The 26,574-nt window shown below is 56.9% G+C and carries 26 protein-coding genes; 8 read left to right on the forward strand and 18 right to left on the reverse strand.

Annotation, left to right across the window (positions count from 1 at the left end):
* Nucleotides 1-22: 22 nt before the first annotated feature.
* Together ACSQ3J_RS25515 and ACSQ3J_RS25520 are read right to left on the reverse strand one after the other, a co-directional pair.
* A complete protein-coding gene (locus ACSQ3J_RS25515; protein WP_436040588.1) occupies nt 23-883 on the reverse strand; it encodes a sulfotransferase domain-containing protein in 861 nt (286 codons plus the stop codon).
* 63 nt (nt 884-946) lie between these two features.
* Nucleotides 947-2,131 carry a glycosyltransferase family 4 protein gene (locus ACSQ3J_RS25520; RefSeq protein WP_436040589.1) on the reverse strand — a complete coding sequence of 395 codons (1,185 nt, stop codon included), beginning with the start codon at nt 2,129-2,131 and terminating at the stop codon, nt 947-949.
* A 354-nt stretch (nt 2,132-2,485) separates the two neighbouring features.
* Between ACSQ3J_RS25520 and ACSQ3J_RS25525 the strand changes: the two genes are divergently transcribed.
* Nucleotides 2,486-3,826, forward strand: a complete 1,341-nt coding sequence (locus ACSQ3J_RS25525) for a pectate lyase family protein (protein ID WP_436040590.1) — start codon at nt 2,486-2,488, stop codon at nt 3,824-3,826.
* A gap of 31 nt (nt 3,827-3,857) precedes the next feature.
* Entirely contained in the window at nt 3,858-5,012 is a 1,155-nt protein-coding gene (locus ACSQ3J_RS25530) for a glycosyltransferase family 4 protein (RefSeq protein WP_436040591.1), read from the forward strand.
* Between the two features lie 92 nt (nt 5,013-5,104).
* On the opposite strand, the gene ACSQ3J_RS25535 is transcribed toward ACSQ3J_RS25530, so the two are convergent.
* The 3 genes from ACSQ3J_RS25535 to ACSQ3J_RS25545 all read right to left on the reverse strand — a co-directional run bounded on the left by ACSQ3J_RS25535 (nt 5,105) and on the right by ACSQ3J_RS25545 (nt 8,572).
* A complete protein-coding gene (locus tag ACSQ3J_RS25535; protein WP_060503297.1) occupies nt 5,105-6,322 on the reverse strand; it encodes a DegT/DnrJ/EryC1/StrS family aminotransferase in 1,218 nt (405 codons plus the stop codon).
* Nucleotides 6,323-6,395: 73 nt separating this feature from the next.
* Nucleotides 6,396-7,079 (reverse strand): PIG-L deacetylase family protein, encoded by a 684-nt coding sequence (locus tag ACSQ3J_RS25540; protein ID WP_436040592.1) that lies wholly within the window; start codon nt 7,077-7,079, stop codon nt 6,396-6,398.
* Nucleotides 7,080-7,327: 248 nt separating this feature from the next.
* Nucleotides 7,328-8,572, reverse strand: coding sequence for a polysaccharide biosynthesis/export family protein (locus ACSQ3J_RS25545; protein WP_060503299.1), 1,245 nt, complete (start codon nt 8,570-8,572; stop codon nt 7,328-7,330).
* 314 nt (nt 8,573-8,886) lie between these two features.
* Between ACSQ3J_RS25545 and ACSQ3J_RS25550 the strand changes: the two genes are divergently transcribed.
* The gene (locus tag ACSQ3J_RS25550) at nt 8,887-10,233 is read left to right on the forward strand and encodes a lipopolysaccharide biosynthesis protein (RefSeq protein ID WP_436040593.1); all 1,347 of its coding nucleotides are present in this window, start codon (nt 8,887-8,889) and stop codon (nt 10,231-10,233) included.
* 46 nt (nt 10,234-10,279) lie between these two features.
* On the opposite strand, the gene ACSQ3J_RS25555 is transcribed toward ACSQ3J_RS25550, so the two are convergent.
* Nucleotides 10,280-10,678 carry a hypothetical protein gene (locus ACSQ3J_RS25555; RefSeq protein WP_436040594.1) on the reverse strand — a complete coding sequence of 133 codons (399 nt, stop codon included), beginning with the start codon at nt 10,676-10,678 and terminating at the stop codon, nt 10,280-10,282.
* Nucleotides 10,679-10,784: 106 nt separating this feature from the next.
* Here ACSQ3J_RS25555 and ACSQ3J_RS25560 point away from each other — a divergent pair, with 106 nt between their 5' ends.
* Nucleotides 10,785-10,931: a DUF1127 domain-containing protein gene (locus ACSQ3J_RS25560; RefSeq protein ID WP_082512033.1), complete on the forward strand. Its 147-nt coding sequence runs from the start codon at nt 10,785-10,787 to the stop codon at nt 10,929-10,931.
* Nucleotides 10,932-11,614: 683 nt separating this feature from the next.
* Here the strand turns inward: ACSQ3J_RS25560 and ACSQ3J_RS25565 are convergent.
* On the reverse strand, nt 11,615-12,223 hold the full coding sequence (locus ACSQ3J_RS25565; protein WP_060503302.1) for a J domain-containing protein: 609 nt from the start codon (nt 12,221-12,223) through the stop codon (nt 11,615-11,617).
* A 461-nt stretch (nt 12,224-12,684) separates the two neighbouring features.
* Here ACSQ3J_RS25565 and minC point away from each other — a divergent pair, with 461 nt between their 5' ends.
* From minC to minE, 3 genes are read left to right on the forward strand one after another with little or no spacing between them, the layout of a single operon-like run.
* A complete protein-coding gene (gene minC / locus ACSQ3J_RS25570; RefSeq protein WP_112834502.1) occupies nt 12,685-13,419 on the forward strand; it encodes a septum site-determining protein MinC in 735 nt (244 codons plus the stop codon).
* Between the two features lie 32 nt (nt 13,420-13,451).
* Entirely contained in the window at nt 13,452-14,267 is an 816-nt protein-coding gene (gene minD, locus ACSQ3J_RS25575; RefSeq protein WP_060503304.1) for a septum site-determining protein MinD, read from the forward strand.
* Nucleotides 14,264-14,527: a cell division topological specificity factor MinE gene (gene minE, locus ACSQ3J_RS25580; protein ID WP_060503305.1), complete on the forward strand. Its 264-nt coding sequence runs from the start codon at nt 14,264-14,266 to the stop codon at nt 14,525-14,527. Before minD ends, minE begins: the two co-directional genes overlap by 4 nt.
* A gap of 136 nt (nt 14,528-14,663) precedes the next feature.
* Here minE and ACSQ3J_RS25585 read toward each other — a convergent pair whose 3' ends face one another.
* The 8 genes from ACSQ3J_RS25585 to ACSQ3J_RS25620 all read right to left on the reverse strand — a co-directional run bounded on the left by ACSQ3J_RS25585 (nt 14,664) and on the right by ACSQ3J_RS25620 (nt 21,837).
* Nucleotides 14,664-16,100, reverse strand: a complete 1,437-nt coding sequence (locus tag ACSQ3J_RS25585; RefSeq protein WP_436040595.1) for an MFS transporter — start codon at nt 16,098-16,100, stop codon at nt 14,664-14,666.
* Nucleotides 16,097-16,318, reverse strand: a complete 222-nt coding sequence (locus ACSQ3J_RS25590; protein ID WP_436040596.1) for a hypothetical protein — start codon at nt 16,316-16,318, stop codon at nt 16,097-16,099. Before ACSQ3J_RS25590 ends, ACSQ3J_RS25585 begins: the two co-directional genes overlap by 4 nt.
* A gap of 84 nt (nt 16,319-16,402) precedes the next feature.
* Nucleotides 16,403-17,428 carry an aliphatic sulfonate ABC transporter substrate-binding protein gene (locus ACSQ3J_RS25595; RefSeq protein WP_436040597.1) on the reverse strand — a complete coding sequence of 342 codons (1,026 nt, stop codon included), beginning with the start codon at nt 17,426-17,428 and terminating at the stop codon, nt 16,403-16,405.
* Nucleotides 17,429-17,463: 35 nt separating this feature from the next.
* Nucleotides 17,464-18,327 carry an ABC transporter permease gene (locus ACSQ3J_RS25600; protein ID WP_436040598.1) on the reverse strand — a complete coding sequence of 288 codons (864 nt, stop codon included), beginning with the start codon at nt 18,325-18,327 and terminating at the stop codon, nt 17,464-17,466.
* 36 nt (nt 18,328-18,363) lie between these two features.
* On the reverse strand, nt 18,364-19,200 hold the full coding sequence (locus ACSQ3J_RS25605) for an ABC transporter ATP-binding protein (RefSeq protein WP_436040599.1): 837 nt from the start codon (nt 19,198-19,200) through the stop codon (nt 18,364-18,366).
* Nucleotides 19,201-19,220: 20 nt separating this feature from the next.
* Nucleotides 19,221-19,547: a 4Fe-4S binding protein gene (locus ACSQ3J_RS25610; protein WP_436040600.1), complete on the reverse strand. Its 327-nt coding sequence runs from the start codon at nt 19,545-19,547 to the stop codon at nt 19,221-19,223.
* Entirely contained in the window at nt 19,547-21,184 is a 1,638-nt protein-coding gene (locus tag ACSQ3J_RS25615; RefSeq protein WP_436040601.1) for an FAD-dependent oxidoreductase, read from the reverse strand. Before ACSQ3J_RS25615 ends, ACSQ3J_RS25610 begins: the two co-directional genes overlap by 1 nt.
* 68 nt (nt 21,185-21,252) lie before the next feature.
* Nucleotides 21,253-21,837, reverse strand: coding sequence for a thioredoxin family protein (locus ACSQ3J_RS25620; RefSeq protein WP_436040652.1), 585 nt, complete (start codon nt 21,835-21,837; stop codon nt 21,253-21,255).
* A 339-nt stretch (nt 21,838-22,176) separates the two neighbouring features.
* Between ACSQ3J_RS25620 and ACSQ3J_RS25625 the strand changes: the two genes are divergently transcribed.
* The gene (locus ACSQ3J_RS25625) at nt 22,177-23,082 is read left to right on the forward strand and encodes a S1C family serine protease (RefSeq protein ID WP_436040602.1); all 906 of its coding nucleotides are present in this window, start codon (nt 22,177-22,179) and stop codon (nt 23,080-23,082) included.
* 122 nt (nt 23,083-23,204) lie between these two features.
* Here ACSQ3J_RS25625 and ACSQ3J_RS25630 read toward each other — a convergent pair whose 3' ends face one another.
* Genes ACSQ3J_RS25630 through araG form a run of 3 tightly spaced genes read right to left on the reverse strand, consistent with a single transcriptional unit; the run spans nt 23,205 to nt 26,573 of the window.
* On the reverse strand, nt 23,205-24,086 hold the full coding sequence (locus tag ACSQ3J_RS25630; RefSeq protein ID WP_436040603.1) for an aldose 1-epimerase: 882 nt from the start codon (nt 24,084-24,086) through the stop codon (nt 23,205-23,207).
* A 7-nt stretch (nt 24,087-24,093) separates the two neighbouring features.
* Entirely contained in the window at nt 24,094-25,044 is a 951-nt protein-coding gene (araH, locus tag ACSQ3J_RS25635) for an L-arabinose ABC transporter permease AraH (RefSeq protein ID WP_060503316.1), read from the reverse strand.
* Nucleotides 25,041-26,573 carry an L-arabinose ABC transporter ATP-binding protein AraG gene (araG, locus tag ACSQ3J_RS25640; protein WP_436040604.1) on the reverse strand — a complete coding sequence of 511 codons (1,533 nt, stop codon included), beginning with the start codon at nt 26,571-26,573 and terminating at the stop codon, nt 25,041-25,043. The genes araH and araG overlap by 4 nt, the downstream gene beginning before the upstream one ends.
* Nucleotide 26,574 lies beyond the last annotated feature (1 nt).

A 26,574-nucleotide genomic window follows, 5' to 3' on the forward strand; every position in this document is an offset into this window, starting at 1 on the left:
CCCGGTGAAGATCCCTGCAGCATTAAGATGCTGGACGCAGATGTGCCTTCATCGCCGAAACGCGCGACAGCCACTCGGAGAGATCCTTGTTGATCAGCTTGCCGAGCCTTTCTGCTTCCGGGGCATAAAATTCAACCATGCGGGCGCAGAGATCGGGCTCCAGCGGACTGTATTTAGTCTCCTGCGCGATCATTGATCTCACCCCCTGTACAACGAAATTGTTGCGGAATGGGGCGAGAACGGGTTTCAGCGGTTTGAGGATTTGGCGAAGGCCAGGAGAGACGATTGGATCGGTCTTATCCTTGACCTTCTTTGTTACCGGCGGCATGCGCAACTCCGACTCCAGCCTCAGGAAACTTCGCACGGTATCAAGCTGTCTTTGAGGATCGGTGCGGATATTTTCATATAACAATACCTGCAACTGCTGGGTTGGAAACAGGTCGATATAAGGCTGCAATTGCTGGTGATAGAGACCTCCGTTGAGGAACCGGCCACCAGTCGCACGGCGCGGGTCAAGATACTGCGCCACGTCCCGCCCGACTTCACCGCGGCGATATAACATGCAGTAGTCGGAATATGCGCGGTCAACAGGATTGCGAAGCTGAGCGATCAGCAGAACATTCGGTATGGCTTGCTTTATCCGTGCTGCAACGCCGGGAGTGTCCATATAGGAATTTGACTTCTCTCCGACAAAGCGACGATCTCCAGCGCTGCCGAACTGCGAAAGATACCATTCGTCTCCCTTATCGTAGTTCCTGCTGAAATAATGGAGTTCGGGATCCGGCATGCAGACGGCTGTATCCTGTTGAAGGGATTGTTGGAGCCACGTCGTCGCGCTTTTAGTTGCGCCAATGATCAGAAAATGAATGTCTTCAATCCGCATAGCAACTCCTTCCACGCATTGGAAAAATAAGCTCCGTTCTGCTCCGCCTGCCACTCGAATGAACTAGATCGATGCGTTTTTACCGGTAAGCCTCTCATAGATTTCCATGACCGATTCAACGTGGCGGCCGACACTGTAACCCGCGAGGGCCGAGCTTCGGGCAGTCTCGCTTATCCGTCGCCATTCCGCCGGGTTTTTGAGGAGGATATTCATCGGCTCGACAAAAGCGGGCGGATTTTCGGGCGCAACCAGAAAGCCCGTCCGGCCGTGATCGATCGCTTCCGGATTGCCTCCGTGGTCGGTCGCTATCACCGGAGTTCCAAGCAGCATCGCCTCGATCAACGTTCTGCCGAATGGTTCATTCACAGCCGGGACAAGCAGGATATCGACAGAGCACATGTAGGGGGCGACTGGCAGGCGAAAGCCCATCAGATGGATACGGTCGGCAATGCCCAGTTTTTGAGCCGCCGCCATCACCTCACCGTCCAAGCGAATGCCATATTGCTCGGGCGGACCGAAAAGCAAGCCGGCGATTGGAAAGTCCGGATTTTGCATGTGAAAGGCATGAACGGCCTCCACGAACCGAACCGGCCTTTTCCTGTCTATCAGAGCACCGAAATATCCGACAAACCGCGTGTCTTCACGTAGCCCCAGTTCGCGCGCGACTGCAAGGCGGCACTCTTCGCGATCGGGAAGGGCAGTTGGGTGGTCAAAAGGACTGTGGATCACAGACATGCGGTTTTTTAGGGAAATTAGAGGCGCGGACGGCTGTGCGAATTTTGAAACAGTTACAACATGGCTTGCCACCAGGGGCGCGAGCATGTTGACGCCCTTGGCCGTCGGATCACCCCGGTGGTGCCAAAGAAGCTTTGCTCCAGACAGAACCGTGGGAAGCGCCCAGGTTGTGTGAACCAAACCGTTGTTGGTGTGGACGATGTCAATTTTATGCTGACGCAGAAAGCGCAGAAGCTTCAGCATGGTCCATGGGTATTTTGCAGCCGCTGCCGCCATCCGCTGAACACTGTTTCCGTGGCGCGGCCTCAAAACATCAGCATCATCAATGCGGACATAGCTGACGTTTTTCCCGTCCAGGTACTTTGAAAAGTCCCCTTTGTCGCTATGGAGCATAATAATCGGTTGTACTTTGGTTCTGTCGAGGGCCAAAATAAGGTGTACAGCGGAAATGTCGCTCCCACCGAAATCGCCGCCCGCAAATGGAAATGCAACGACTATTGGTTTTGTTTCCACGCAGTCTAATCTCCACCACGTATCATGCAATGCACAAGATCATAGTATTTAAAGACATTGCCAGTCGAGAGAATAATGTCATCTCTTTGGATGATGCCGCCCTGCGCAGATCAGATTGATTCTGATGAAAAAAGAGAGCACTTTGTTGCGCAAGCGATAGGATTTTTAGGTCGCTTCAGAAGCGGCGGCCGCTACGTGAAACTTCTATATTGGGAAAAATAGTAGAGCGGCGGAGGGCTGTGGAGGATGAGGCGGATTGGTTCGCGGATCGTTGCGGTGCGGCCATGCAGAGCGCAATTTCGGAAGTCTTCATCATCCGGTGCGACAGTTCCACGAATACTTGCTGGCCTGCTGATGTTTTTGGCTTTCCAGCTATGGTTGGCATCCGGCGTTGAAGCCAAGAACCAAGAACTTCAATACGCATTTCCAGGCGCAGAAGGATATGGACGGACAGCGCAGGGCGGACGAGGTGGAGCCATCCTCGAGGTTACAAACCTCGAGGATGCTGGACCGGGCAGTTTGCGCGCATGTGTCGATGCCAAAGGCCCGCGCAATTGTATTTTCCGCGTTTCCGGTGTCATCCACCTGAAGTCCACGCTACTCGTGCGCGAGGAAGGCTCCTTTCTTTCCATTCTCGGTCAAACGGCGCCTGGCGGCGGCATTGTGCTGACGATCGAGGAACCAAATGCCAAGAAATGGAACACTCCGCTTATCGTGAAAAACGCGCATGATGTCGTCATCAGGCATCTGAAAATACGCCCCCAGCTGCCAAACTCTGTCAAGAATGTCGATGCGTTGACTGTCGAGAACAGCGCCCGGGTCTATGTCGATCACGTGTCGGGGGCATGGGCCACGGACGAAAACATCAACGCGCATTCTGACACCACCGATCTGACGATCGCGAATTCGATTTTTGCAGAGGGGTTGAACAAGCACAGCAAATGCACATTGCTGGGCTCCGACCCGCATATGCCGCAAAACATAACATTCTTGAAGAACCTGTGCCTATCCAACCGTGATCGGAACCCGGACAACAACCATTACGGCAAGTCCTGCATCGAAATTATAAACAACGTCTTTTTCAACGCAAAATCAGAATGGGGAGAGGTGTTTTCGCAGTTTCCGGGCGGCACCCCGATTTCCTATGTGGGGAACTATTTCAAAGCAGGCCCAAGTACAGAGGATACGACCTACGCCATTCATTCAAAGGAGACAGACAAGGCGGAGAACCCGCAGATTTATCAGGCGGGCAACGTGTCCTGGGCTCCGAAGTCCAAATCTATCGTCATGATCGCACCGGAAACCGAACCCTACATCGTGTCAACGCCGCCATGCCCGTTGTCCGTGGACAAAATTCTTTCGGCGCCAGCCGCCTATGAAGAAATCCGCACTCACGCCGGCGCTTTCCCGCGCGACAGGCTCGATAGTGACTGGATTACCGATATGGGGCCTGAGGGTCAGGGTGGCCGGGGCCGGATGGTCAATAAATCCGGGGGGCTGCCTCCGGTGGAGCAAGGGACTGCCTATGTGGATGACGACCATGACGGGATCGCAGACTCCATAGAAGCGGAATTGGGTGCAAAGGTCGGGATCAATGACGCATGGTCGATGAAAGAAGAGGGTGAATGGTCCCATTTCGACGAATTCATGCAATGGCTTTCGGAGGAGCGCATCGTCGGCCGGTATCCTCAATGAACGCATCCAGGCCGCAGAGCGAGTTGCCGTCATGAACGAACGCCAAAATGTCTTGCGGTTTGAAAAGGTTAGTCCAGGGGGATTACGAGTAACGATTGTTGTGCCTGGATTGTCGGCGGGAGGCACGGAACATGTGGTCAACCTGGTTGCCAATCACTGGAAGGCCTTGGGACACACGGTAACGATCATTACTTTCGAGGTGCCGGATGCTATCTCCTATTATCCGCTTCACCCCGCTATATCGATTGTGAGGCTCGGAGTTCCTCCCGGCAGGATGTCGAAACTGGGATCGGCTGCCGCCGTCGGTCTTCGCATTTTGCGCCTGCGTTCAGCGCTCCGGCGCTCCCGGCCGGATTTTGTCCTGAGTTTTCTCACGCGAACAAATGTCATGACACTGCTTGCTTCCCTGGGCATGCCGGCTCCGATCGTCGTATCGGAACGCAACAACCCGGCAGTCCAACCCTTTGGCAAGATCTGGAAATGGCTTCAATCGCGTTTGTATCCGCGCGCTTTCGGCCTCGTGACCATGACCCAAGGTGCTCTCGATTATTTTCCACCAGCGATGCGCCGCAGAGGTTGGGTAATCGCAAATGCAGTTGACTTGCCGCCAGATTGGGTCAACAGGCGCAAAAACAATACCCTGACCGCAGTCGGCCGCCTGACGCATCAAAAGGGATTCGATCTCCTCCTAAACGCGTTTGCGTTGGTTGCGCCAAAACACCCCGATTGGAAGCTTGTCATTTGGGGCGAGGGAGATGACCGCAAATCGCTTGAAGCCCAACGCGATGCGCTTGGGCTGCAAGCGCGCGTCGAAATGCCGGGGGTGACAGCGCGGCCGGGTCTGTGGGTTGAGACGGCTGATGTCTTCGTCCTGTCGTCCCGGTATGAAGGTTGGGGCATCGTGCTACTTGAGGCAATGGCAGTCGAACTCCCCGTCGTGTCATTTGAATGCGAATGGGGGCCAGGTACGATGATAACCAATGGAGACGATGGAATTCTTGTGCCTTGCGAAAATGTCGATGCTCTCGCGCTGGCCCTTGATGCGATGCTTGGAGATCAAACGCAGCGCGAAACCATGGGCGCCAAGGCTGCGCTGAGTGCCAGAAAATATTTGCCGGAGCGCATTCTCGCTGAGTGGGATGGCGTTCTGTTGTCAGCCGTCGATCGGCAAGGACAAAAAGTGTAACATTCTGTCCGCATTATTCCTCAAGCCGCCACGGGCGAACTTACAAAGAAAACAATTGGGACCGCGCTAATGGTCTTGGGCGATGCAGCTTGTCAGGATACGTAGCGGTCACCCTGAGGGGCGCTTGCTGTATCCATCTCCCTGGCGGAGGAGCGGCTGGCAGAGAGGATAATCCGGCGCAAGACGCGGGCGGTCTCGATCATTGTCTGTTCATCAATGGCAGGGTCCACCAGCAATGCTACGCTCGTGTCACCCAGTTCCTGAGCGACCGGTAACCGCCGGCTGGGGCCATGCTTCATGTCCGTGAACGCCTTTTCCAGATATATCTCTGAACAGCTTCCTGAAAAACACGGCACGCCCGCAGCGTTCACCTCCGCAACAATCCTGTCCCGATCGTAGCCGGGTTTCAGCCCGTCCCTTCGAACAAATGTGTAGAACCGATAATAGGCATGTCGAAACCTGCTCGGTGGCTGCGGTGTCCGCAGGGCTTCGAGATCGGCGGTTGCCGCCTGCAGTATCGCTGCGTTACGTGCCCTTTTCGCCTGCCACTCCGTCAGCCGTTTGAGTTGGGTTAGTCCAAGAACGGCTTGGATGGATGTCATGCGCCAATTCGTTCCAATGGATTCGTGCAACCAGCGAAAGCCGGGCGGATGGGCTTTGTGAAAAACGGTGTCGTAGGATTTTCCGTGATCCTTTCGGCTCCATGCTTTCTGCCAAAGCGTGTCGTCGTTCATGGCGATCAGTCCACCTTCGCCACCGGTCGTGATAATCTTGTCCTGGCAGAACGAAAAGGCCGCTATATCGCCAAAGCTCCCGACCGGTTGGCCGTGGATTTCGGCACCATGGGCCTGGGCGCAATCCTCAATCACCCAAAGTCCATTTTCGCGGGCGAGAGCCATGATGCCCTGCATATCACAGGGCCAGCCGGCGAGATGAACCACGATGATTCCGCGCGTCCGGGGAGTTATCTGAGCGGCGATCGTCCCAGCCGTCAGATTTTGGCTGTCGGGATCGATGTCGGCAAAAATCGGTACACCTCCGCAAAAAGGAACGCAGGCGGCGGATGCCATAAAGCTTCGGGGTGTGACGATGACCTCGTCTCCGTGGCGAAGCCCCAGCGCAAACAATGCAAGTTCCAGGGCAACGGTTCCGTTGGCGAGCGCAATGGCGTGCCGCAGACCGAGAAAGTCGGCATAGGCCTCCTCGAATTGCCGGACATATGGCCCGGTCCAGGCGTTGACCTCGCCGGATTTCAACACAGAGACCACGTTCTCAATTTGCTCTTGGTCGTAGACCGGCCAACGTGCCATCGCTCTCTTCCTTTGCGTTGCAGATATGAGCAATATGGGCTGGCCAGTTCCAGCCTACGGTAAAGTATCTGGATCAGATCACATGGCGTACCAAAACGAAGGCTTCTGCGGCTGTTGTCATGACTGTCGCCCCCCGCAATGTTGCGAGCGCGCGCAGCGTTTCTATTGACCGCTCATGTGGAGGAGGGCGCAGCTGCGACTTGAATGCCTGCATCGCCTCCATCTTCACGTCGAGGTGGTCAGCGATGTCGATAAAGACATTCGGAACGAAACTGGGCGTTAGATAGGGTGCATTCCAGTTGGTTTCGGATAGCGTTTCGTAGGCTAGCAACAACCTTGGAAAATTCTGCTGGTGTGGGCGGGCCGAAACCAGAGACGAGGTGAAGGTTAACTGGTGATCGAGATGCATGTCGCCAATGAATGGCAATAATAGGGTCTGTGGCGAAAGCGATTGGACCAGTTGGAACAAGCTTGCGTTCAACGCCGAATGGGCAGTTTCAGAAAGGGCGGCGGCGGGAAAACCAAGCCAGAACGTTTCCTTGACCCCAAGAATACGATGAGCTTTCTCAGCTTCCGCCTTCACTTTCGACATCGTTTCGGCGGAGAAGGCCGGTGGGCTTCCCCAGGTCACAACAGCCACATACACATCATTCCCCTGGGCTGCCAGGCGAGCAATTGTACCGCCGGCCCCCAGAACCTCGTCATCCGGATGAGGGGCGATGACGAGCGTTTTCCCCATGGTTGTCGTGAGGTTCATCAGGCAACCCCCATCCGAACCGTCACGCGCCAAACGCTAGACGCTGGCCGGTGCGGGGGGCGAAGCGGAGGAAAACATGCGGGCTGCGATGAGCGGCAATGCAAAGAGTATCCGCGCAACGGAAATGACAGGATGAATCCACGAATTGCGAAACGGGAGACGGCTATACGACTGGATGGCAAACTACACTCCACAATCAAACCGGAAATTGAAGACTTAAAGAAAATGCGTGTAGAAAATTGACGGATTTACATGCCGGCAATAGACACTGCCAGAACATCTCCGGGTAAAAGCTCAGTTGATATCGAGGCTTCGATGGTTTCGTGCCCTTTATCCTCAACCCGGCGGATCTCGTAGGTAAATGAAATTTGATTGCGCTTTTTCTCGTCCGTGGCGATGGAAGCGATCAGAAAAAACTGTTCCTGGGCGGTTTGGCGTGCCGCTTCCAGTTTCTTGATGGCAACTTCCCTTTCCTGCAGTTTCACGAGAATATCCGTCTCGCGGTCAGCTTTTAGCTTGGCAAGGTCGAGCTTGAGTTTACCCAGCTCACGTCTCGAATTGGACATCCCGGCGTAGACTTCCAGCAAACGGGACTTTTCATTGGATGTTGTTGTCTTTGTTCTCGATAAATCCGCTTCCGTATTGAGCTCCCGCTTTCGCAGGGCGGTAACGCGATCGAGATCCTTTTCGTTCATCGCCACCACTTCTTTCTGCTGCTCTTCCAATTGCGCCAATATCTTGAGCTCTTCCTCGGTTTCCGTAATCCCTTGCGTCAAAATCTGGACTTGAGAGTCCGTGGTAATGAGGTCCGTTTTCAGAATTCGTTCCTCGATTTCAATGGCACCCTTCAACGACGCGTGCTCAAGATAGGGACGTGCGATTTCCGGTGCGTCCTTCAGGTCGATTTTGTCGGACCCCTTCAGTTGAGCGACAAGCCGTGCGGCGTAAAGCGCTTCGCTGACGATCTCGACCTCGGCGCCATCCATCTCTCCGCGCAGGCGGGCGCGTAACAGGATTCTGTCTGAAGGATTTGATGTCAGGGTTTGCGGTCCTCCAGCCAGGCCAATTGCTTGCTCAACCGTCAGGCCGGGATAAAAAGGAAAAGAGCCGGGCGTTTTGACCTCGCCCAATACGAAGACCGGCCGGAAAGCCGACACATGGAGGGCGAGTTTCGGATCAGTCAGCATCTGGCGCTGGCGATATTCGTTTCGAAGTTTTTGCAGAGCCTCGTTTACGGTCAGCCCCAAAATATTCACGGACCCGATAAGCGGGAATTGCGTGTCTCCGTCTGATGCGATCGTCAGCGTCACCGGGAGCTCGGCGTCGTCCAGGAAATCGAAAGAGACAGTATCGCCACCTGCCAGCCGGTAAGATTCAGCGTCCGCCTTCGCCGCGAAGGGGAAAGCTAGGCATGTCGCGATAACGAGGGAAACAAAAAGAATGAAGGGAATATGGCTGCTTATTCTAGTCTTTATGGTGCCCGGAAACGTCATTTTGCCCCCGCCAAAAAATAAACAAATACCTATGGGTGGACTTTACCACATTCTAATACAAAGATGTCGAATTATTTTCGGTCCAATCGCTTGGAAGAACGAGTTTGGCCGCTACCGGCGCAGGGGCGCTCGATATGAATATTTTCACCGACTGATTTTTTGAGAAAGTACAACCTGCTGCTTCTGCTTACGATTGAATTTATGCATGCGATTCATGGCTTTGCATACTTAAAACTGCATGGGCAAATCCGATATTCGTGGAGCAACGGCTGTCCATATCTAAAATCCGTCGCTCTTCAGGAGGAGATATTTCTGTGAGTATGCCGGGGAGCATTTTGACTAAGCTTGGAAAGGTCAGATCGACCGTGGAAAAAGAAGCACATTTCCTGGTCCGATTGAAGAATATAGCCCACCTGCTGACAGGGAATTTCGCAAGCTCGTTCATCGGCCTTGCAGGCTTTGCGCTTACTGCACGTGCGCTCGGCCCGACAGATTATGGGGTGCTTGCCATCTGCTTTGCCTATACGCGGGGCGTCGAGAGGCTTGTCAGTTTCCGATCGTGGCAACCATTGGTCAAGTATGGCGCGGAGGCGTTGCAGGCCGAAGATCTGTCGAATCTCAAAACGCTGTTCAAATTCGGGCTTCTTCTAGATGTCCTGGCAGCCTGCATTGCGTGGACAGTCGCCGTGCTGGTGATTTTGCTTGCCGGTCCCCTCGTAGGGGTTTCTGCGGAAATGAGCCGCATCGTCCTTATCTACTGTTCTGTCCTGCTATTCCAGCTTTCGGGAATGTCGACAGCAGTGCTACGCCTCTTTGGGCGCTACAATATACTTGCGTATGGACAAGTTCTCGCAAGCATGGTGCGCGTTGCCTTCTGCCTCTTCGGCGTTTGGGTCGGGTGGGGATTCTTTGAATTTCTCCTGCTATGGATGGGAGCTCAGATTCTTGGTGCTGTGAACATAAATGTCCTTGCCTTCATCGAACTCAGAAGGCGGGGGTTGGGCGGGGTTCTCTTCGCGCCTGTCCGGGGTGTCGCAAAGAAGTTTCCGGGCCTCTACTCTTTTTCGTTTTCGTCCAACCTTTCGTCGGCCATTCGTTCCAGTGCAAGCGAGCTTGACACGTTGATCGTCGGCTATCTCACCGATCCCGCTTCCGCCGGCCTGTATCACATCGCCAAGCGTATTGGCCGCATCGCCCAGCAGGCCGGCGTGCAGGTCCAGGCCGTTCTGTTTCCCGATTTGGCCCGGGCGTGGAGTGCAAATCAATTCAAGGATTTCCGAAAAATCGTCTTTCAGACGCAGATGCTTTTGCTCGTCTTCGGCATTGGCGCGCTGTTGTTTTTCTATCTGACAATCGATCGCGTTTTGCTTTGGACCGCTGGCCCGGAATTCCTTGGAGCTGGACCTCTCGTCATCGTTCAGACCGTTGCGGTGATGATGATCCTGTGCGGCACGGTGCTTTATTCCGCCTTGCTGTCCATGGGGAAGGAAGCCTTGGTGTTGCGCATCGTATTCGCCGCCACCATCGTATTTCATGTCACCGCGTTCACTCTCGTTCCAAAGATAGGTCCGATGGGGGCAAATATCGCTCACATCAGCATGTCATTTGTTCTTTTGTCTGGCATGACCTATATCTATAGGAAGGGTCTCTCGAAAATATAATCGGAGTTTCTTGTAGGCGTTATTAGAAATTATGAATTATTATTATCTAATAATGCTGATTTCCGGCTTTTCTGCACGTTTTCTTGATCTGTTGGCCGCCTGCGATGCCAGCTTGCGCCGCCGTTTTTCGTTTCTCCCTGTGTTCCAGGCGGATGGAGGTACCGAAATGGCATTTCCCGGCTTTACCGTGCGAGCCGGAGGCCGCAGGTCCGAATGCTTGCAAGATTAACCCGCTCAACATGAAGAACTGCTGGTCGGGCGGCTCCCGAAATCTCGGTGGACCATGACGCAGGGTACGCGCCGGACGATGAACTCCAGCATCCCCGAAGCGAAATCCCCCGGCATACGGATGTGCCCAAAGCCCGGCGGTAATCGACCATATCGGCACCAAAATGGGCAGGTGAGCGGCGAGCACTGCATCTGGTGCATAGGTGCTCCGACGCATTGTCGATATTCTGATTGGCCTGAAGCGCCTATATTTCCCTCATCAAACGATGCCGGAGCCAATAGCGGCTGCTGACGTCAAAAGAACCTCACGAAAGCGGATCATCATGAACGTAGCACGCTCCTTGAACAATTGGCGCAAGTATCGTCAGACGGTGTCCGAACTGGGCCGGATGACCAATCGTGAGCTGAACGACCTCGGCATTGCCCGCGGTGACATCCACAGCGTAGCCCGCGCCGCTGTCGCTCGCTGATAGAGCTGCTTAATTTTGACGAAGCGCCCGCCTTGTGCGGGCGTTTCGCGTTTCAGTCGGTGGACGTTGCCAGTTGCGTCCTTTTCAGCTTCGCGTTTCTTGCATAGCTGCACTGCAACATAAACTCTTTGAAATGACGAATATCCGGGTATGATGGTTGTCATCGAAGCAATGCACCTCCTCCCGCAGAGCTTCGAGTTTCAGATGGCCCGCTCCTCCTCCCAAGGGCGTCTGAAGGAACAGCGGCACTCCTCCTCCCAGTCGCTGTTCGGTTCTTTTCGAAAAGCCTGCCGCACCTCCTCCCGCGGCAGGCTTTTTCGTTTTGGAGGATTTTTACGACAGCACGTTGAGATCGAATTACGGCCGTTTCGGTGCATCGCCACTGTGATGCACCGCTCTGCGGTCACAGTGTCGCGCCGCGTAGCCGGATAAGACACTGCATGGCAATATTGGCGGCGCTCGGGAAGAAACCGTGTTGCGTATTATCGCGTTGCGCTGGGTAGGTTGCCGAAGGCTGAACGGCTGATTCCACCGCTTCACAAGGCCGCCAGACCTACTCGCAAAATGGCTGATGCTCCGGGCGCTTTTACGCCGGGAAGTCGGGAGACATCTCTCCCAAAACGCAGTTGACCAGGCGCTCCACGTGGATTGGTCGAACCTAAACGGCAATCAAAGAGCGAGTCTCAGCAAAACCCGTTCAGCTTCAGGATCTTATGAGCTTCGATCGAGGCGCGAAGCTCGTCTTCGGAGGTGCGGTTACCCTGGTTGGCGTCAGGATGGTGCATCTTGAGCCTCTCCTTGTAGCGGCTCCTGATTTCCTCCGGTGTCGCCTCCGGCGAAAGGCCAAGTGTTTCGAAAGCCTTGGCTTCGAGAACCTTGAGTCTCCGTTTCTGGAGATCAGCCTTTTGCGCCTGGCGCTGTGCGGCGGTTTTTCGGGCATTCAATGCCTTCGCAGACCCGGAGCGGATAGTGGAAGGGATCGGAATTTCGGTCGCCTCGTTGATCCTGGTTCCGAAGGTCGCACGGCTGCCGATCGTCGCTTCCTTCTGGTAGCGAGCGACGTCCGCGTTCGATGGAGCCGTCGTAAAGCTGTATCCCTTGTTGTATTCTTTCACGTGTTCAAGACAGAACAACAGATACAAGCCTTCCGCACCCGGCCCAACGGGCGCCCGATGCGTGCCAGCCTTTTCGCAGCCGTCCCATTGGCATCTCGGGCCTGTGGGCTCACTGGTAGGAGCCGACTTTTTGCGGGAGGATTTGAGTCCAACGAATATTTTCGAATCAAGCGTCATTACGCCTATATGGACTCCGCGTGCCCTCACGGCAAGATTTTGCGGGCGAGTCAACGACGGTTTTCCCTACGAAACTGGGCTTCTTCAGGGTTTCATTGGTCCCCGGTATTCTCTTGTGCAGGCGCAGGAGACGCTTGGCCTGATGCCGCCTTTTTAAAACGCGGAGCGATGCCAATATAGTTGGGTTTCAAAGTCAGGGACGTTGAGATAGCACAGCGCTTCAGACTTTAGACGCGGCGGACGTACCCGAACAGCCCGTTTTGACATTATTCTCAACCGGCAAGTCTTTGGTTATGTCTGCTTTTTGTGACGAGAAGACGTATTCCCTTGCACGATAGCGCGACAGATATTTTCGCGCGGTGAGGCGCTGCCCGGCCGTCAAACACCACGACTGGTGATCCCTCGTTAACCTTCTGTTAACCATTGCCTCGCTACACCGTATCAACAGAAAATTTACCAAGTTGAATGATGTGTTAACAGAACCCCGACCGATCCGTCTCAAGGGACGATCTTTCCTTGCGCTCGCGCTGACACCCGAACTGCCGCTCGATGACTGGCTTGTCCAGCTCGACCATCTGGCTTCCCGTTCCGCCGGCTTCTTCCTGCGGCGGCCGATTGTGCTCGACGTTCAGGGGCTCGATATCGAACGCGCAGAACTGCGCGATCTTGTCAGTCAGCTGAGCAAGCGCAATGTCCGGATCATGGGGATCGAGGGAGCTCGCTCCTCCTTGCTCGGCCCGGACCTGCCGCCCGCTATGACGGACGGACGTGCGGCTTCCGACGTCGAGATACCGGTGGGCGAAGAGACGGAAAAAGCAGCGCCTGTCGAGAGCGTTGTTGCTTCTGTCCCAACTTCGGCAAAAGCAGCGCCGTCGATTGTTGTCAGTCAGCCGGTGCGTTCTGGGCAATCGCTCCACTATACTGAGGGAGATGTAACAATTGTCGGCTCCGTGGCGTCGGGTGCAGAAGTGGTCTCCGGCGGATCGATCCATGTTTACGGTGCGCTACGAGGGCGCGCCATGGCAGGCACGATGGGCAATGCCTCTGCGCGCATCTTTTGCCGCAAGCTTGAGGCGGAATTGATCGCGATCGATGGTTTTTATCTGACCGCCGAGGATATGGAGCCAGGTCTCCGGGGGAAAGCCGTCCAGATATGGCTCGAAGGCGAAACGATCAGAGCGGAAGCGCTCAGCTAATAGAAGACGTATTTACGGAATTGGAGAGGTACATGGGCAAAGTAATCGTCGTTACGTCCGGCAAGGGTGGCGTCGGCAAGACAACATCGACAGCCGCGTTGGGCGCCGCTCTCGCGCAGAATGGCGAGAAAGTCGTGGTCGTGGACTTTGACGTCGGCCTGCGCAATCTCGACCTTGTCATGGGTGCGGAAAGACGCGTCGTTTATGATCTGGTCAACGTCATCCAAGGTGAAGCCAAGCTGACGCAAGCGCTGATCCGTGACAAGCGGGTGGAAACGCTTTACCTGCTCCCGGCTTCGCAGACCCGTGACAAGGAGAACCTCACTCCGGAAGGCGTCGAACAGGTTATTGCCTCGCTCAGGAGCGCTTTTGACTGGGTTATTTGTGATAGTCCGGCCGGCATCGAGCGCGGAGCGACGCTTGCCATGCGCCACGCGGACGTCGCTATCGTCGTGACCAATCCTGAAGTTTCCTCGGTCCGCGATTCCGACCGCATTATCGGCTTGCTTGATTCCAAGACGCTGAAAGCCGAAAACGGCGAAGCGATGGAGAAGCACCTCCTTCTGACGCGTTACGACGCCTCTCGCGCCGAGCGCGGCGACATGCTCAAGGTCGATGACGTTCTGGAGATTCTGTCTATCCCTCTTCTCGGCATCATTCCGGAAAGCACGGATGTCCTGCGTGCCTCCAACGTGGGCGCCCCCGTCACCCTGGCGGATGGTCGCAGCGCCCCTGCGATGGCCTATTTCGAAGCGGCCCGGCGTCTCAAGGGCGAAGTCCTGCCCGTCACCATTCCGGGTGAAAAGCGCGGTTTCTTCAGCAAGGTGTTTGGAAGGAAAGCGGCATGAATCTTTTCCGTTTGTTTTCCCGGCCGCAGTCAGCACCGGCCGCACGGGAGCGGCTTCAAGTTCTGTTGGCCCATGACCGTGCATCAACCGGCGATTCAGACCTTGTGACCAAATTGCGCGACGAGATTCTTCGCGCCATTTCCAAGCATATGCAGGTTGATAGCGAAAAGGTCAGTGTAAAATTGGAGCGCGGCGTGCAGGTCTCGACACTTGTCGTCGACGTTGAAATTCCCTTCGATGCAACGAGGAAGGCGGCCTAAAGGCCGCCGCCAGACTGCTGACTAGCCCGTGGATTTTTCGGCGGGCTCCAGGATGGGATATGCGCTAATACAATGGCTGGCTTTGCCGCCGAAAGAATGGAAGACTGCTGGCGATTTGCAGCCTGCGGCTCTCCGTTCATTTCGGTGAGTGCCCCGACACCTCGGCACCGGCGTTATGCTGGAGGCTGAAAAATCTGAGCGACGCAATCAGTCCTATCGCCCCAATCGCGACGAACGACCATCGGAAATCTGCAAGCGCCAGAACCACGTCCCCGCGCAGATGTTGCGACATGCTGAGAACCGCAGCGGCAACGGCAACGCCGAGAACCATGGCAAACTGCTGCAGCATGCTCGACAGCGTCGATGCCGAGCTGCGTTGTGCCGGCGTAATGTCGGCAAAGCCCAGCGTGTTCAATGCGGTGAACTGCATGGATCGGGATAGACCTGCGATAAACAGGAGTGCGTAGATTGCCAAGTTGGGTGTCGCGGGCGACAGGATGGCGCAGGCGGCGATGGAGGCCGAGGCAATTGCGCCATTGAAGACAAGGATCGTTCGAAAACCGAAGCGTCGTAGAAGCGGCGTCGTGACCGATTTCATCGCCAGGTTTCCGGCGAAATAGACCAGGATATATGTCCCGGTCGCAATCGCATCGAGGCTGAAACCAACCTGGAAAAGCAAAGGAATCAGGAACGGCATGGCGTTGATCGCAAGCCGCGACGCGGTTCCGGCCGACAGGGTCGAAAACGCGAAGGTCGGGATAGCGAAGGGAGAAAGGTCGAGCAGCGGATTGTTGGTCCTGCGAAAATGACGGATGGCCCATGCCGAAAAGGCGAGGCCTGCGGCCAGCAAGGCAGCGACCTGAGTGGCCCGCATTGCCCCGTGAACGAAACTCTCCAATCCTGCGAGCAAGAGCGTGAGACCGAGCGCCGATAGCACGAAACCGGCGATATCAAGCCTGGCTGTATCCTCTTCCTTCTGCTGCGGCACGAAATACCAGACAAGCGCAAGGCCGATCATCCCGATCGGGATATTGATGAAAAAGTTCCAATGCCAACTTGCATAAGTGGTGATGACGCTACCAAGCACTGGCCCGATGACAGGAGCAATCAGGGCGGGCCAGGTGATCAATGCGACGACATTGACGAGGTCACGTTTCGGCGCGTTCCGCAGCACGATCATACGCCCGATCGGGTTCATCAGCGCGCTGCCAAACCCCTGGACCGCGCGGGCGGCAATGAACTCTGCAAGTGTGTCCGACAATCCGCAGAACAGGGATGCGACCGCGAAGATCGCAATCGCCGCCATAAAGACATTACGGGCGCCATACCGGCTTCCCAGCCAGCCGGAGAGCGGAATGAAGGCCGCCATCGTCAGCATGTAGACCGTCAAGCCGATGCTCATGGCCACCGGTTGCACGCCGAAGGACTGCGCCATCTGCGGCAGCGAGGTGACGACGATCGTTGCATCCAGCATCTGCATGAAGAAAGAGACAGCGACCACAAAGACCACAAGCCTTGATTGGCTTGACGAATGCTGTATCTCGACGCTTTCAGCTGCATTGACCATTGTCATTGGTTAGCCTCGTGCGCGGCGGCGGGCAAGCGTTCGGGCAAGTAAAGATGCCGAACCGCGGGGAGTGTACCGGAGACGCCAAACAGGAACGTGCCGGCGGCAAGGACCTCGGCCATCCAGTCCCCCGAAAAACTGACGCATTGGGCAATGGGAAAAACAATGAAGTTGCGGCTCGCGGGCGCTGGCATCAGCCGCTGGTCGAAAGGAATTACTGTCATTTCAGTCTTGAAGCATTGAGGGTCATCAAACGACCGCCGGGCAGCGGGATAACGCTAGCCCGGCGGTCTTAAAGCATAGACGGATTACTGGTTGGAATCGACTTCCTTATAGGCTGCGTCGAGATAGCTGGTGTCAATCCAGGTGTCGTAGTCTACCGAGCCTTTGAGCAGCTTCGCTTCCGCCATGAAAGCCTCTTCATCCTGTAATGCCTTGATGGCTTCCGGGGTGATGCGGGGATCCTGATAGAATTTTCCATCGGCATAGGTGTTGCGGACCGACTTTTCCGATGTCTTGGTTTCATCGACGAAAATTTTAATTGTATCTTCGGGATGGGCATCAGCCCAACGCGCCAGCTGGATATCAACCTTCAAAAGGCGCTTAACGAGATCTGGATACTTCTTGGCAAATTCGCCGTTCACCGAAATGATAAAGGGCGCAGACCATTCCGGATATTTGTTGCTGTCGAGGATGACACGGGCTTCGCCCTTTTCGACCAGCTTCGACGTCGAATTGTCGGATTCGACGACAGCATCGACATCGCCCCGGATCAGTGAAGGCCCGGATGCGGCAAAGTCGAGGTTGAGCGGTTCAACATCATCCGTGGTCAGTCCTACGGTCTTCAGCGCTTTCGAGAATACCGAATGACGAACCGTGCCGGCCAGAAAGGCGACCTTCTTGCCTTTCAGATCTGCAACCGTCTTGATCGGCGAATCCGGTTTGACGATGATCGTGGTCGACGAATTCTTGGTGAAGCTTGACAGGCCGATCGCCTTGACATCGGCACCAAGGGCTGCGGCACGCAGGGCCGGGTTGTTGCCGGTGTAGGTTACTTCGATTGCCCCGGTCGCGAGCGCGGTCAAGGCCTCGGAGCCACCATTCGTGAAGGCTACCAGCTCGACCTTGATGCCATCCTTGGCAAATTCCTTTTCAAATGCGCCGTCATGGCGGCCCAGAATGAACTTCAGATGGCCCGGTGCGGTGGTGCCGATCCGGATCACGTCCGGCTTGTCTTCGGCAAACGCTGCGCCTGAGAGCAGGGAAGCGCCGAGAAAGGTGAGGGCGATGCCCTTTAAAAGGTCCCGGCGCAGGCGGGTGAATGTGTCGGTCATGGTCGTCCTTTGGCGGTTGTGTGTCGAACAGGGGATTAGTGGGGGGAGGATTCCGATGGGCTCTTCCAGCCGGTCGCCCAGCGCTCGAACCACACCAGCATGTAGTTCACGATCAGGCCAATGAAGGTCATCGTCAGGATGCCGGCATACATATCGGCCGTTTCCATCATCAACTGCGAGTTCTGAATGAGGTAGCCAAGTCCGGATTTGGCCGCGAGCATCTCGGCGCCGATCACCGCGAAGATGGAAGATTTCACGGCAAGCCGGGCGCCTGCGACGATGTGCGGAATACTGGCCGGCAGGATGACCTTGCGGAAAAGGTCCAGATCGGAGGTGCCCATCGACCGGGCGGCCTTCAACAGAAGTGGATCAACCGACTTCACGCCGGCGATGGTGTTGATCAAAAGGAAGAAGATCGATGAGTAGAAGGTGATGGCGATCTTGGAAGCCTCGCCGATGCCGAGCAGGAGGATGAAGACCGGCAGCAACGCGAACTGCGACGTGTTGCGCAGGGTCTGCACGAGAAGGTCAGAAACCTTCTCGAACGTCGAATATCGCCCCATCAGAAACCCAAGCGGGATCGCCACCACAAGGGCGAGTGCAAAGCCAATGAAGGCGCGTTGCAGGCTGATGCCGATATTGGCCGACAGCGTGCCATCCAGCAGCATGGCGTACCAGGCGGTCAGCACTTCGCTGAGCGGTGGAAAGAAGAGCGGGCTCAGCCAGCCAAGGCGCGGGGCGATTTCCCAAAATACGAAGAATATGATCAGCAATGGGAGTCCGTAGCCGAACGTGCCCAGATGAAGCCCGCGGCTCTTTCGGCGTGCCGGCGCTGACTTGTCGCGGGACCGTGGTGTCACTGCAGGCACGAAGCCGGATTTATCGGTTACAAAAGCCATCTTGGCCTCCCATTGTCTTTATGCGGCGTACAGCCTTCAGGCAGCATAGGCGGGCGAAAGCGCCCAATCTTTCTGCGCCTTGTTCACTTCGTCCCGCAGCGCTTCCCAGACGCGGCCGCGATGGCCGTTGAACTCGGTGCTGGAGCGGATATCGCCGTCGCGCGGACGTGGCAGATCGATATCGATGATCTCCTTCACGCGACCCGGGCGCGCCGTCATCACAACAATCCGGTCGGCGAGATAGATCGCCTCGTCGATGGAGTGGGTGACGAACACCACCGTCGTGTTGATCTTTTCCCAGATGCGCAGCAGTTCACTCTGGAGGATCTCACGGGTCTGGGCATCGAGAGCCGCAAACGGCTCGTCCATCAGCAAAACTTCCGGATCGGCCGCCAGCGCCCGGGCAATGGCGACACGCTGCTGCATGCCGCCGGACAGCTGGTTGGGGAACCGGTCCTCGAAGCCCGAAAGGCCGAAAAGCGACAGGAAATAACGCGCTTTGTCGGTGCGCTCGCGCTTGGTGACACCGCGCACTTCCAGCGCATACTCGATGTTGGCGAGCGCTGTGCGCCAGGGAAATAGCGCATATTGTTGGAAGACGTAGCCGGTCTTCGGATCGGGCTTGGTAATGACCTTGCCGTCGATCTCGACCGCACCGCGGGTTGCTTGTGTGAGCCCGCCGATGATGTCCAGCAGGACGGACTTGCCGCTGCCACTCGGGCCGACAAGTGTGATGAACTCACCCTTGCGGATTGTCAGATCGACCCCGTCGAGAACCGTAACGCTATCGGAGGGCTGGCCGTCGATGGTGACAAACTGACCAGGCTTCAGCTGGAACGTCTTGTGGACATCGGTAACGGTGATACGGTCCATATTTATGGTCTCCTTCGGTCTCAGACTTGAGCGACGCGAATGCGGTGTGTCGGATCGAATTGCGTGCCGCCGGGTTTGCCACGCTTCCAGCCGAGCGCACGGGAATAGCTGCCAAACAGGTCGCGCTGCTCGATCTCCGCCTCGGTGATGGCGATTGGTCCATCGGCATGCTCGGCCACATAGAGCGCATCTGTCGGGCAATAGATTTCGCACAGGAAGCATGTCTGGCAGTCATCCTGCCGGGCGATCACTGGCACGCCGCCGGTCTTGTCGAAGACATTGGCCGGGCAGACCTTGACGCAGATGTCACATTCGATGCAGCGGTTCCCGGAAATCACCTCGATCATCACGCAAGCTCCTTGCCGTGCTGTAGGGGAGGGGAGCCTTCAACGCGGATATCATCGACGCCGCTGACAAGAATGGGACGCGTGAAAGCGGGATCGCTTGTTTTGAAGTCAGCGCGCCGATGCATGCCACGGCTTTCCTGACGGGCAAGAGCGGCGTTCAGCGACCAGCGGCCGGTTGCGGCAATTGCTGCGGCTTCGCGGGTCCGGTAACGATCGACGCCGGCACCGGCCAGATGATGGCGGACGTCATGCCAAAGCGTGTCGAGTGTCAGGCGGCTTGTCTCCAGGCGATTACCATCGCGGAAATAGTTCTTTTCGAGCGGCAGGACTTCCGCCTGCACGGCAGCAACGACATCTCTTGCCGTGATACCGGGTTTTGGCGTGCCAGCCGGCCGTAGGCCGGCTTCGCCGAGGGGGTTGGAGGTCGAGCGAAAAGCCGACCGTTGTTCATGCCGCCTGGCAAATTGCGACGCGCCCTGACCAGACCACCAGCCGCTGGCAATAGCCCAAGAGGAATTGACCGCCCCGCCGCCCGACACGGCGCCGGTCATGTTCTCGCGGCTTGCAGCATCACCGGCCACATAGAGACCGGGTACATCCGTGCCGCAGTCGGCGGTGGCAACGCGAATTCCGCCGGTACCGCGAACCGTGCCCTCCGCCTTGAAGGTGACGCGGAACAAATCCTTGAACGGATCGATCCCCATACGGGAATACGGCACGAAACAGTTGGGCTGCCCTTGGCGCAGCCAGTCCTGCAATGCGGGTTCCGCCTGATCGAGGCGTGCATAGACCGGTGCCTCGATCATCGCCCGGGCGATTTCCTTTTCGCGTTCGCCGATACCGTTGCGCAGGGGTTCGCCGTCGCTGTTGATGAGCTCTGTGCCACCCTCGCGATAGAAGGTCGCCCAGCGGAACGGCAATCCCTTGTTGAGCGAGGAGCCATGCGGCGCCAGCGTATATTTGCCGGTGAATTCCATGCCGGAGAGCGTCGCCCCCGCCTCCGCGGCCATGAGATAGCCGTCTCCGGTCAGGCCCGTGGCACCGAGAATTCGCTCGTGAAAGGCGCAGCCGCCAGTCGCGAGCACCACAGCTTTCGCATCGACGCGCCAGTCACGATGTCGCTGGCGATCCACACCGGCCGCCCCGGTCACGGTTTCGCCGTTGGACAGAAGTTCAAGAGCCGGATGCTGATCGAGAACGGTGACGCCCGCAAGAAGTACACGGCGGCGCATGAAAGCCATGTAGTCCGGCCCGCGCAGATTGGCGATGTAGAGTTTGCCATCGTCCTCGCTCGGAAACGGGTAACCCCATTCGACGAGCTTCAGGAGATTTTCATAGGCCCGATCGACACAGCGCAGCATCCAACGTGGGTCAGCCAATCCGGCGGTGCGCTGCCATCGCCGTTCAACGATCTGGGCGCGGTCCTCGCCTGGGGCAACGCACCAAGTTCCGGTATTGGACGGCGCCGTGGCTCCGCTGGTGCCAAGATATCCTTTGTCGGCCAGCACGACCTTGGCGCCATTCTCCGCTGCAGCGAGCGCTGCCCACGCTCCCGAAGGGCCACCCCCGATCACGAGAACGTCGGCTTCCAGTTGAAGGCGGTCGGATCCGCTCGGATCTGTTTGTTTTGACGACATTCCGTCTCTCGTACACACTTTGGGAAGGCGGAGGCGGACCATGCCGCCGCTTGCGGAAAACGGATGCCTTAGGCAGCCGATGACCAGGACGGTTCGTTGCCCGGTTCCCATTTGATGTTGCAACCGATCGAAGGAATTTGGTTGGCTGCCGGGCGGGCGCCGGAGATGACTGCATCCACTGCCGCGCGCAGATCAGCGCCGGTTACATCCTTGCCGTTGCCCGGCCGCGCGTCGTCGAACTGACCGTGATAGGCGAGCTTGCGGTCGGCATCGAACAGGAAAAAATCAGGTGTGCATGCGGCGCCATATGCCTTGGCGACATCCTGCGAAGCGTCCTTCAGGTAGGGGAAGGTATAGCCATGGTTCTCAACTTCTTCACCGAGGCGCGACAGGCTTTCTTCCGGATGTGCGGCGGCATCATTGCTGTTGATTGCAATGATCTGCAGCCCTTTGCTTTCGTATTCCCGTCCAAATTTTGCGAATTCCTCACGCAGCAGGACCACAAACGGACAGCGATTGGAAATAAAAGCAACGAGCAGCGCCGGCTTGCCGGCAAAATCGGCCAACTGATGGATGCGGCCATGGGCGTCCGGCAGTGCGAAGCCTGCAGCATCGACGCCGATCTCGATGGGGTTGGATTGAGTTTTTGGCATGGATTCCCTCAAGGCTGAGTTTGATATTATGCTTGCTTTTAGTCTATAGATTTTATGTTCTTTGTATCGGGCGATTTTCCTTTCTGACGGGCTGATAGCGAACGATTTTTCTGCAGATAACGCATCCGGCGTCCGCATAGTGCCAATCAACGGCAAAACAGGATCCTGATTCCCGGTCTAGCGTGATCTTCGTACTTTCAAAAATTGAGGTGCCAGCCGAGGCGCCGTATGTGCCGGATTATAGTGTGTTTCCGGTATCACCGCTTCCTCAGCCTTGCGGGATGCCACCAGCGTTCCCACCTAAAAGGGAGCTACGATGCACTTCTGCCGAGATCGAAAATGGACATAAACTCAGTCACGCGTTCAATGGTTGGCATTCGCACTTCCATTCCTGATGATGCTTTCACGGCCGGGTCGCTCGGCACGGTTCGCGAAGGCAGTGGCGTAATTATTCGCGAAGACGGGCTGGTTCTCACAATTGGCTACTTGATCACCGAGGCAGAAGAAGTCTGGCTTACAACCGCGGACGGAACAGTCGTACCAGGTCATGCGCTCGCCTATGATCAGGAGACAGGTCTCGGTCTGGTTCAACCGCTCGGCGCGCTGGGTGGCCCGGCCATCACGCTCGGCGACGCTTCAAAAACACGTGTCGGCGACCCTGTTGTCTTTGTAGACGGGTTTGGGCGGTCGTTGCCGACCAAGATTGTCGCAAAGCGGGAGTTTGCCGGATATTGGGAATATCTGCTGGACGAGGCAATCTTTGTCTCACCCGCCCATCCGTCATGGGGAGGTGCCGCAGTCATTGATGAAGATGGCAGGCTGCTGGGCATCGGTTCGCTGAAGCTGGTGATGAGCCGGAACGGGACCACGTCCGACATTAACATGGTTGTGCCGGTCAACCTGCTTCCGCCCATTCTCGACGATTTGCTGACTTTGGGACGAGTGAACAAGCCGGCACGCCCCTGGCTTGGTGCTTTCACCGCGGAAAGCAACGGGGATGTGGTTGTCATGAGTGTTGCTGCTGGTGGACCTGCTGCGCAGGCCGGACTGCAGGGGGGCGATATTATTGCGGAAGTACGCGATGGAGAGATTACCGGCCTTGCGGATTTCTACCGTCAAGTCTGGAAGAGCGGCCAGGCAGGATCGGAAATTCCCGTCAGGATACTGCGCGACGGCCGCGAGGCTTGGCTGCGCGTCAAATCTGCTGATCGCGACAGTTTCTTGAAGAAGCCGCAGTTGCAGTAGGTTTGGTGTCGGCCAGAGAGCACATGAATGTCGATATAATAGAGTGAAATCAGATGTTTGTACGATTGAGGCCAGGCGTCGTGCTTGATGATCACCACCAATATTACGGCTGCCCGCAGTCCTCAACTCGGAAGAACCACCGGACGCAGAACGATACTGCCACTGAGGCTTCGACCCTGTTCCAGCGTTACCAACCCTGAGCCTGCTGGCATATTGTGGGCATTGGGCAGATGCGTCATGGGCTCAAAGCAGAAAAAATCCGCGTCGGCATCCGGCGAATAGATCATGAAGCAGTCGAATGGGCCGTCGGTTGTGACGGTGAGGTCAAGACCGTGCTCGGGCCAGTCTATCAGTGCTTCTCCACACCAGCCGTCATACGCATTGTTCAGCCAATGCGGGGGAAGGGTTCTCGCATCCGCGAAGTCCAGGTGGTTGGGGATCGAGGTGGGAGCGTCAGGCAAGTGTCCGCTACGCTCGGTCCAAAATCTCCTTGCCTTGGCCATCAACCGGGTCTGCGGCGTGCGCGGAAAGAAGGGGTGGAACCCCAATCCGAACGGCAGTGGATCATGGGACGTGTTGGTGACCGTCAGTCCCAATGTCAATGCATCCCCCTCGAGCAGGATCGTCTGTACGGCGTTATAGGCGTAGGGACCTGACGGGTTTTGATGGTGGACATAGCCCAGTACCACGTTGCAGCAGGATTGCGACAGGACTTCCCACTCGGCGAGCCAGCCGTCTCCGTGCAGGCAACAGGGGTCGGCGGTATTGGGTTGCATCGAAAACCGCTTGCTGCCGAAATCGAAGACGTTCGCCTCGATCCGGTTGCCGTAGGGCACAAGCGGGAAGCTGGCCTCCGCGCCGAACCGGCGTGACGCAAGCCCCGCCGTCGGCGTTGGTTTCAGGAAGGGTGTTCCGCGATACATTCCAGACAGAAGCGAGCCGCCGAAGCGGCTCACGTCTACCGAGAGATCACCATTCCGCAGATGCAGAACGTCCTCGCCCATCCGCGCTTCAGCCGCGCCGGCCGACGGCCACGGAGCGCAGGTTATCGAGGAGAACCGCGAGCAGCAGGATCAGTCCGCGCACCACATATTGGTAGAAGGCCTGAATATTCAGAAGGTTCATGACGTTTTCGGCAATGCCCATGATCAGCACGCCGACAATGACGCCAGCCATCGCGGCGCGGCCGCCTGCAAGCGAAACACCGCCGAGAACGCAGGCCGAAATCACCGAGAGTTCAAGGCCAGTCGCAGCATTCGGCTGGCCCGAAGTGATCCGGGACGCAAGCAGCACACCGGCGATGCCGCACACCAACCCCTGCAGCATGAAGATCCAGATGCGCATGCGGACGACATTGACACCGGCCAGCCGCGACGCTTCTGGGTTGCCGCCGATTGCCAGCGTATTTTTACCGAAGACGGTCCGGTTCAGCAGAAAGCCGAAGGCTACAAAGAGCACGCCCATGACCCAGATCGGTGTCGGCACGCCGAGGAATTTTGAAAGCGCCAGCTGGTAGAAGCCGGGATCATTGATGCCGACGGCCCGGCCGTCGGACGAGATCAATGCCAGGCCGCGAACGATCTGCATGGTTGCCAATGTGGTGATCAGCGCGTTGATACGGAAACGGGCAATCACCACACCATTGACCAGGCCGACGAAGCTGCCGCAAACCAGTGCTGCGAGCAGACCGAGAACGATTGATCCGGTGGCATTCGAAGCCATGACCGCGACCATGCCGGAAAACGCCACGGTCGAGCCGACCGAAAGATCGAAGTCGCGGGAAGCGAGGCAGAACATCATGGTGCAGGCAACGATGCCGATGGTGACGACCGACTGCAGCAAGCCAAGCATGTTGCGCTCGGTCAGAAAGTTGGGAACCGTCAGCGAAACGATCGCGAAGGCGAGGGCGAAGATGACGACCAGTCCCTGTTCGCCGAGAAGGAGTTTTTTCAAGGATGTCATCGGCTCTGTACCTGTTGAAGAGGAAGTTCGGCGGCGTTCGAAACGTCCGGCAGCGCGGCGGCGAGTATCCGCCGTTCATCGAAATCCGGGCGTTCGATCTCTGCGGCCATGCGGCCTTCGCACATGACGATGATCCGGTCGGTTATGCCCATGATCTCCGGCAACTCGCTGGATATGACGATGATCGCCATGCCCTGTGCAGCAAGGTCATAGAGGATTTCGTAGATTTCCGACTTGGCGCCAACGTCGATACCGCGCGTCGGTTCGTCGATCAGCAAAACCTTGACGCCCTGCTCGGAAAGCCAGCGGCCGAGGATGACCTTCTGCTGGTTACCGCCGGACAGGTTGATGATGTCCTGTTTGCGGGACGGCGTGCGCACGCGCAGCTTGGCGATGAAGGTTTCGGCCAGCTCGCGTTCCTTCTTCGGGTTGAGGATGCCGAAGGGGGAAAAATGACGGCGCGAGGAAATCGCCATGTTTTCCTCGATGGACCGGCCCTGAATGATGCCGTCCAGCTTGCGATCCTCCGGACACAAAACGACGCCGGCGCGGATGGAGTGCGCGGGACTGTCGGCTGTGACAGTTTCTCCGTCCACCGCGACCGTGCCTTGTGCCCTTGAGTCCGCGCCATAAAGGAGCCGGGCCATTTCGCTGCGACCAGCACCGATGAGGCCAAAAAATCCGAGGATTTCACCTTTCCGGACGCTGAAATTAATCGGCTGGGGCAGTTTGGGACCGGCAAGATTGTCGACCTGCAGCCGCGTGGCCCCTAGAGGCCGGGACCGCCATCCCCAGATATTGGCAATCTCGCGCCCGACCATCTCGGCGATGATCTGATCGCGCGTTACCTCAGAAATATCCGGATGGTGGGCGGCGAGTTTGCCATCGCGCAGCACCGACAAGCTATCGCAGAGGCGAAAGATTTCATCGAGACGGTGCGAGACATAGAGAATGACCGTGCCGTTTGCCCGCAGCCGGTCGATCAGCGAAAAGAGAATTTCGCTTTCCCGGGAAGACAGGGATGAGGTTGGTTCGTCGAGCGCGATGACACGCGCATCAACCATGACAGCCTTGGCAATCTCGACCATCTGGCGTTCGCCGATGGACAGTGACGCGACCTTGGCAGCCGGATCGACGTCGATGCCCATTTCGGTGAGCTTTTCAGCCACGACACCGATCAGCTTGCGCCGGTCGAGCACGCCGGCCCGGGCAGGGAAACGGCCGAGCCAGAGGTTCTCGGCAACGGTCAGTTCGGCGACCAGCTGCAGTTCCTGATGGATGACGATCACACCGGCCTGAAAGGCATCGCGAACCGACTTGTAGACCTGCTGTTCGCCGGCGATGCGGATTTCGCCGGTATCCGCAGCCTGATCGCCGGACAGGATGCGGATCAGGGTGGATTTTCCGGCGCCGTTTTCACCCATCAGGCCATGCACGGTCCCTTTCCGGACGGAAAAAGAGACATCGGACAGAGCCTGAACACCTGGATAGCCCTTTGATATGGCTTTGAATTCGAGAAAGTCTTGCATG

It is taken from the genome of Rhizobium sp. LjRoot98, assembly GCF_964252935.1.
Classification (GTDB): Bacteria; Pseudomonadota; Alphaproteobacteria; order Rhizobiales; family Rhizobiaceae; genus Pararhizobium.

Bases quoted from the DNA above. Each gene is read 5' to 3' on its own strand.
- ACSQ3J_RS25515 (WP_436040588.1), bottom strand. From the start codon at position 883: ATGCGGATTGAAGACATTCATTTTCTGATCATTGGCGCAACTAAAAGC.
- ACSQ3J_RS25525 (WP_436040590.1), top strand. From the start codon at position 2,486: ATGTTTTTGGCTTTCCAGCTATGGTTGGCATCCGGCGTTGAAGCCAAG.
- ACSQ3J_RS25530 (WP_436040591.1), top strand. From the start codon at position 3,858: ATGAACGAACGCCAAAATGTCTTGCGGTTTGAAAAGGTTAGTCCAGGG.
- ACSQ3J_RS25535 (WP_060503297.1), bottom strand. From the start codon at position 6,322: ATGGCACGTTGGCCGGTCTACGACCAAGAGCAAATTGAGAACGTGGTC.
- ACSQ3J_RS25540 (WP_436040592.1), bottom strand. From the start codon at position 7,079: ATGAACCTCACGACAACCATGGGGAAAACGCTCGTCATCGCCCCTCAT.
- ACSQ3J_RS25545 (WP_060503299.1), bottom strand. From the start codon at position 8,572: ATGACGTTTCCGGGCACCATAAAGACTAGAATAAGCAGCCATATTCCC.
- ACSQ3J_RS25555 (WP_436040594.1), bottom strand. From the start codon at position 10,678: ATGCGTCGGAGCACCTATGCACCAGATGCAGTGCTCGCCGCTCACCTG.
- ACSQ3J_RS25560 (WP_082512033.1), top strand. From the start codon at position 10,785: ATGAACGTAGCACGCTCCTTGAACAATTGGCGCAAGTATCGTCAGACG.
- ACSQ3J_RS25565 (WP_060503302.1), bottom strand. From the start codon at position 12,223: ATGACGCTTGATTCGAAAATATTCGTTGGACTCAAATCCTCCCGCAAA.
- minD (WP_060503304.1), top strand. From the start codon at position 13,452: ATGGGCAAAGTAATCGTCGTTACGTCCGGCAAGGGTGGCGTCGGCAAG.
- minE (WP_060503305.1), top strand. From the start codon at position 14,264: ATGAATCTTTTCCGTTTGTTTTCCCGGCCGCAGTCAGCACCGGCCGCA.
- ACSQ3J_RS25585 (WP_436040595.1), bottom strand. From the start codon at position 16,100: ATGACAATGGTCAATGCAGCTGAAAGCGTCGAGATACAGCATTCGTCA.
- ACSQ3J_RS25590 (WP_436040596.1), bottom strand. From the start codon at position 16,318: ATGACAGTAATTCCTTTCGACCAGCGGCTGATGCCAGCGCCCGCGAGC.
- ACSQ3J_RS25595 (WP_436040597.1), bottom strand. From the start codon at position 17,428: ATGACCGACACATTCACCCGCCTGCGCCGGGACCTTTTAAAGGGCATC.
- ACSQ3J_RS25600 (WP_436040598.1), bottom strand. From the start codon at position 18,327: ATGGCTTTTGTAACCGATAAATCCGGCTTCGTGCCTGCAGTGACACCA.
- ACSQ3J_RS25605 (WP_436040599.1), bottom strand. From the start codon at position 19,200: ATGGACCGTATCACCGTTACCGATGTCCACAAGACGTTCCAGCTGAAG.
- ACSQ3J_RS25610 (WP_436040600.1), bottom strand. From the start codon at position 19,547: ATGATCGAGGTGATTTCCGGGAACCGCTGCATCGAATGTGACATCTGC.
- ACSQ3J_RS25615 (WP_436040601.1), bottom strand. From the start codon at position 21,184: ATGTCGTCAAAACAAACAGATCCGAGCGGATCCGACCGCCTTCAACTG.
- ACSQ3J_RS25620 (WP_436040652.1), bottom strand. From the start codon at position 21,837: ATGCCAAAAACTCAATCCAACCCCATCGAGATCGGCGTCGATGCTGCA.
- ACSQ3J_RS25625 (WP_436040602.1), top strand. From the start codon at position 22,177: ATGGACATAAACTCAGTCACGCGTTCAATGGTTGGCATTCGCACTTCC.
- ACSQ3J_RS25630 (WP_436040603.1), bottom strand. From the start codon at position 24,086: ATGGGCGAGGACGTTCTGCATCTGCGGAATGGTGATCTCTCGGTAGAC.
- araH (WP_060503316.1), bottom strand. From the start codon at position 25,044: ATGACATCCTTGAAAAAACTCCTTCTCGGCGAACAGGGACTGGTCGTC.
- araG (WP_436040604.1), bottom strand. From the start codon at position 26,573: ATGCAAGACTTTCTCGAATTCAAAGCCATATCAAAGGGCTATCCAGGT.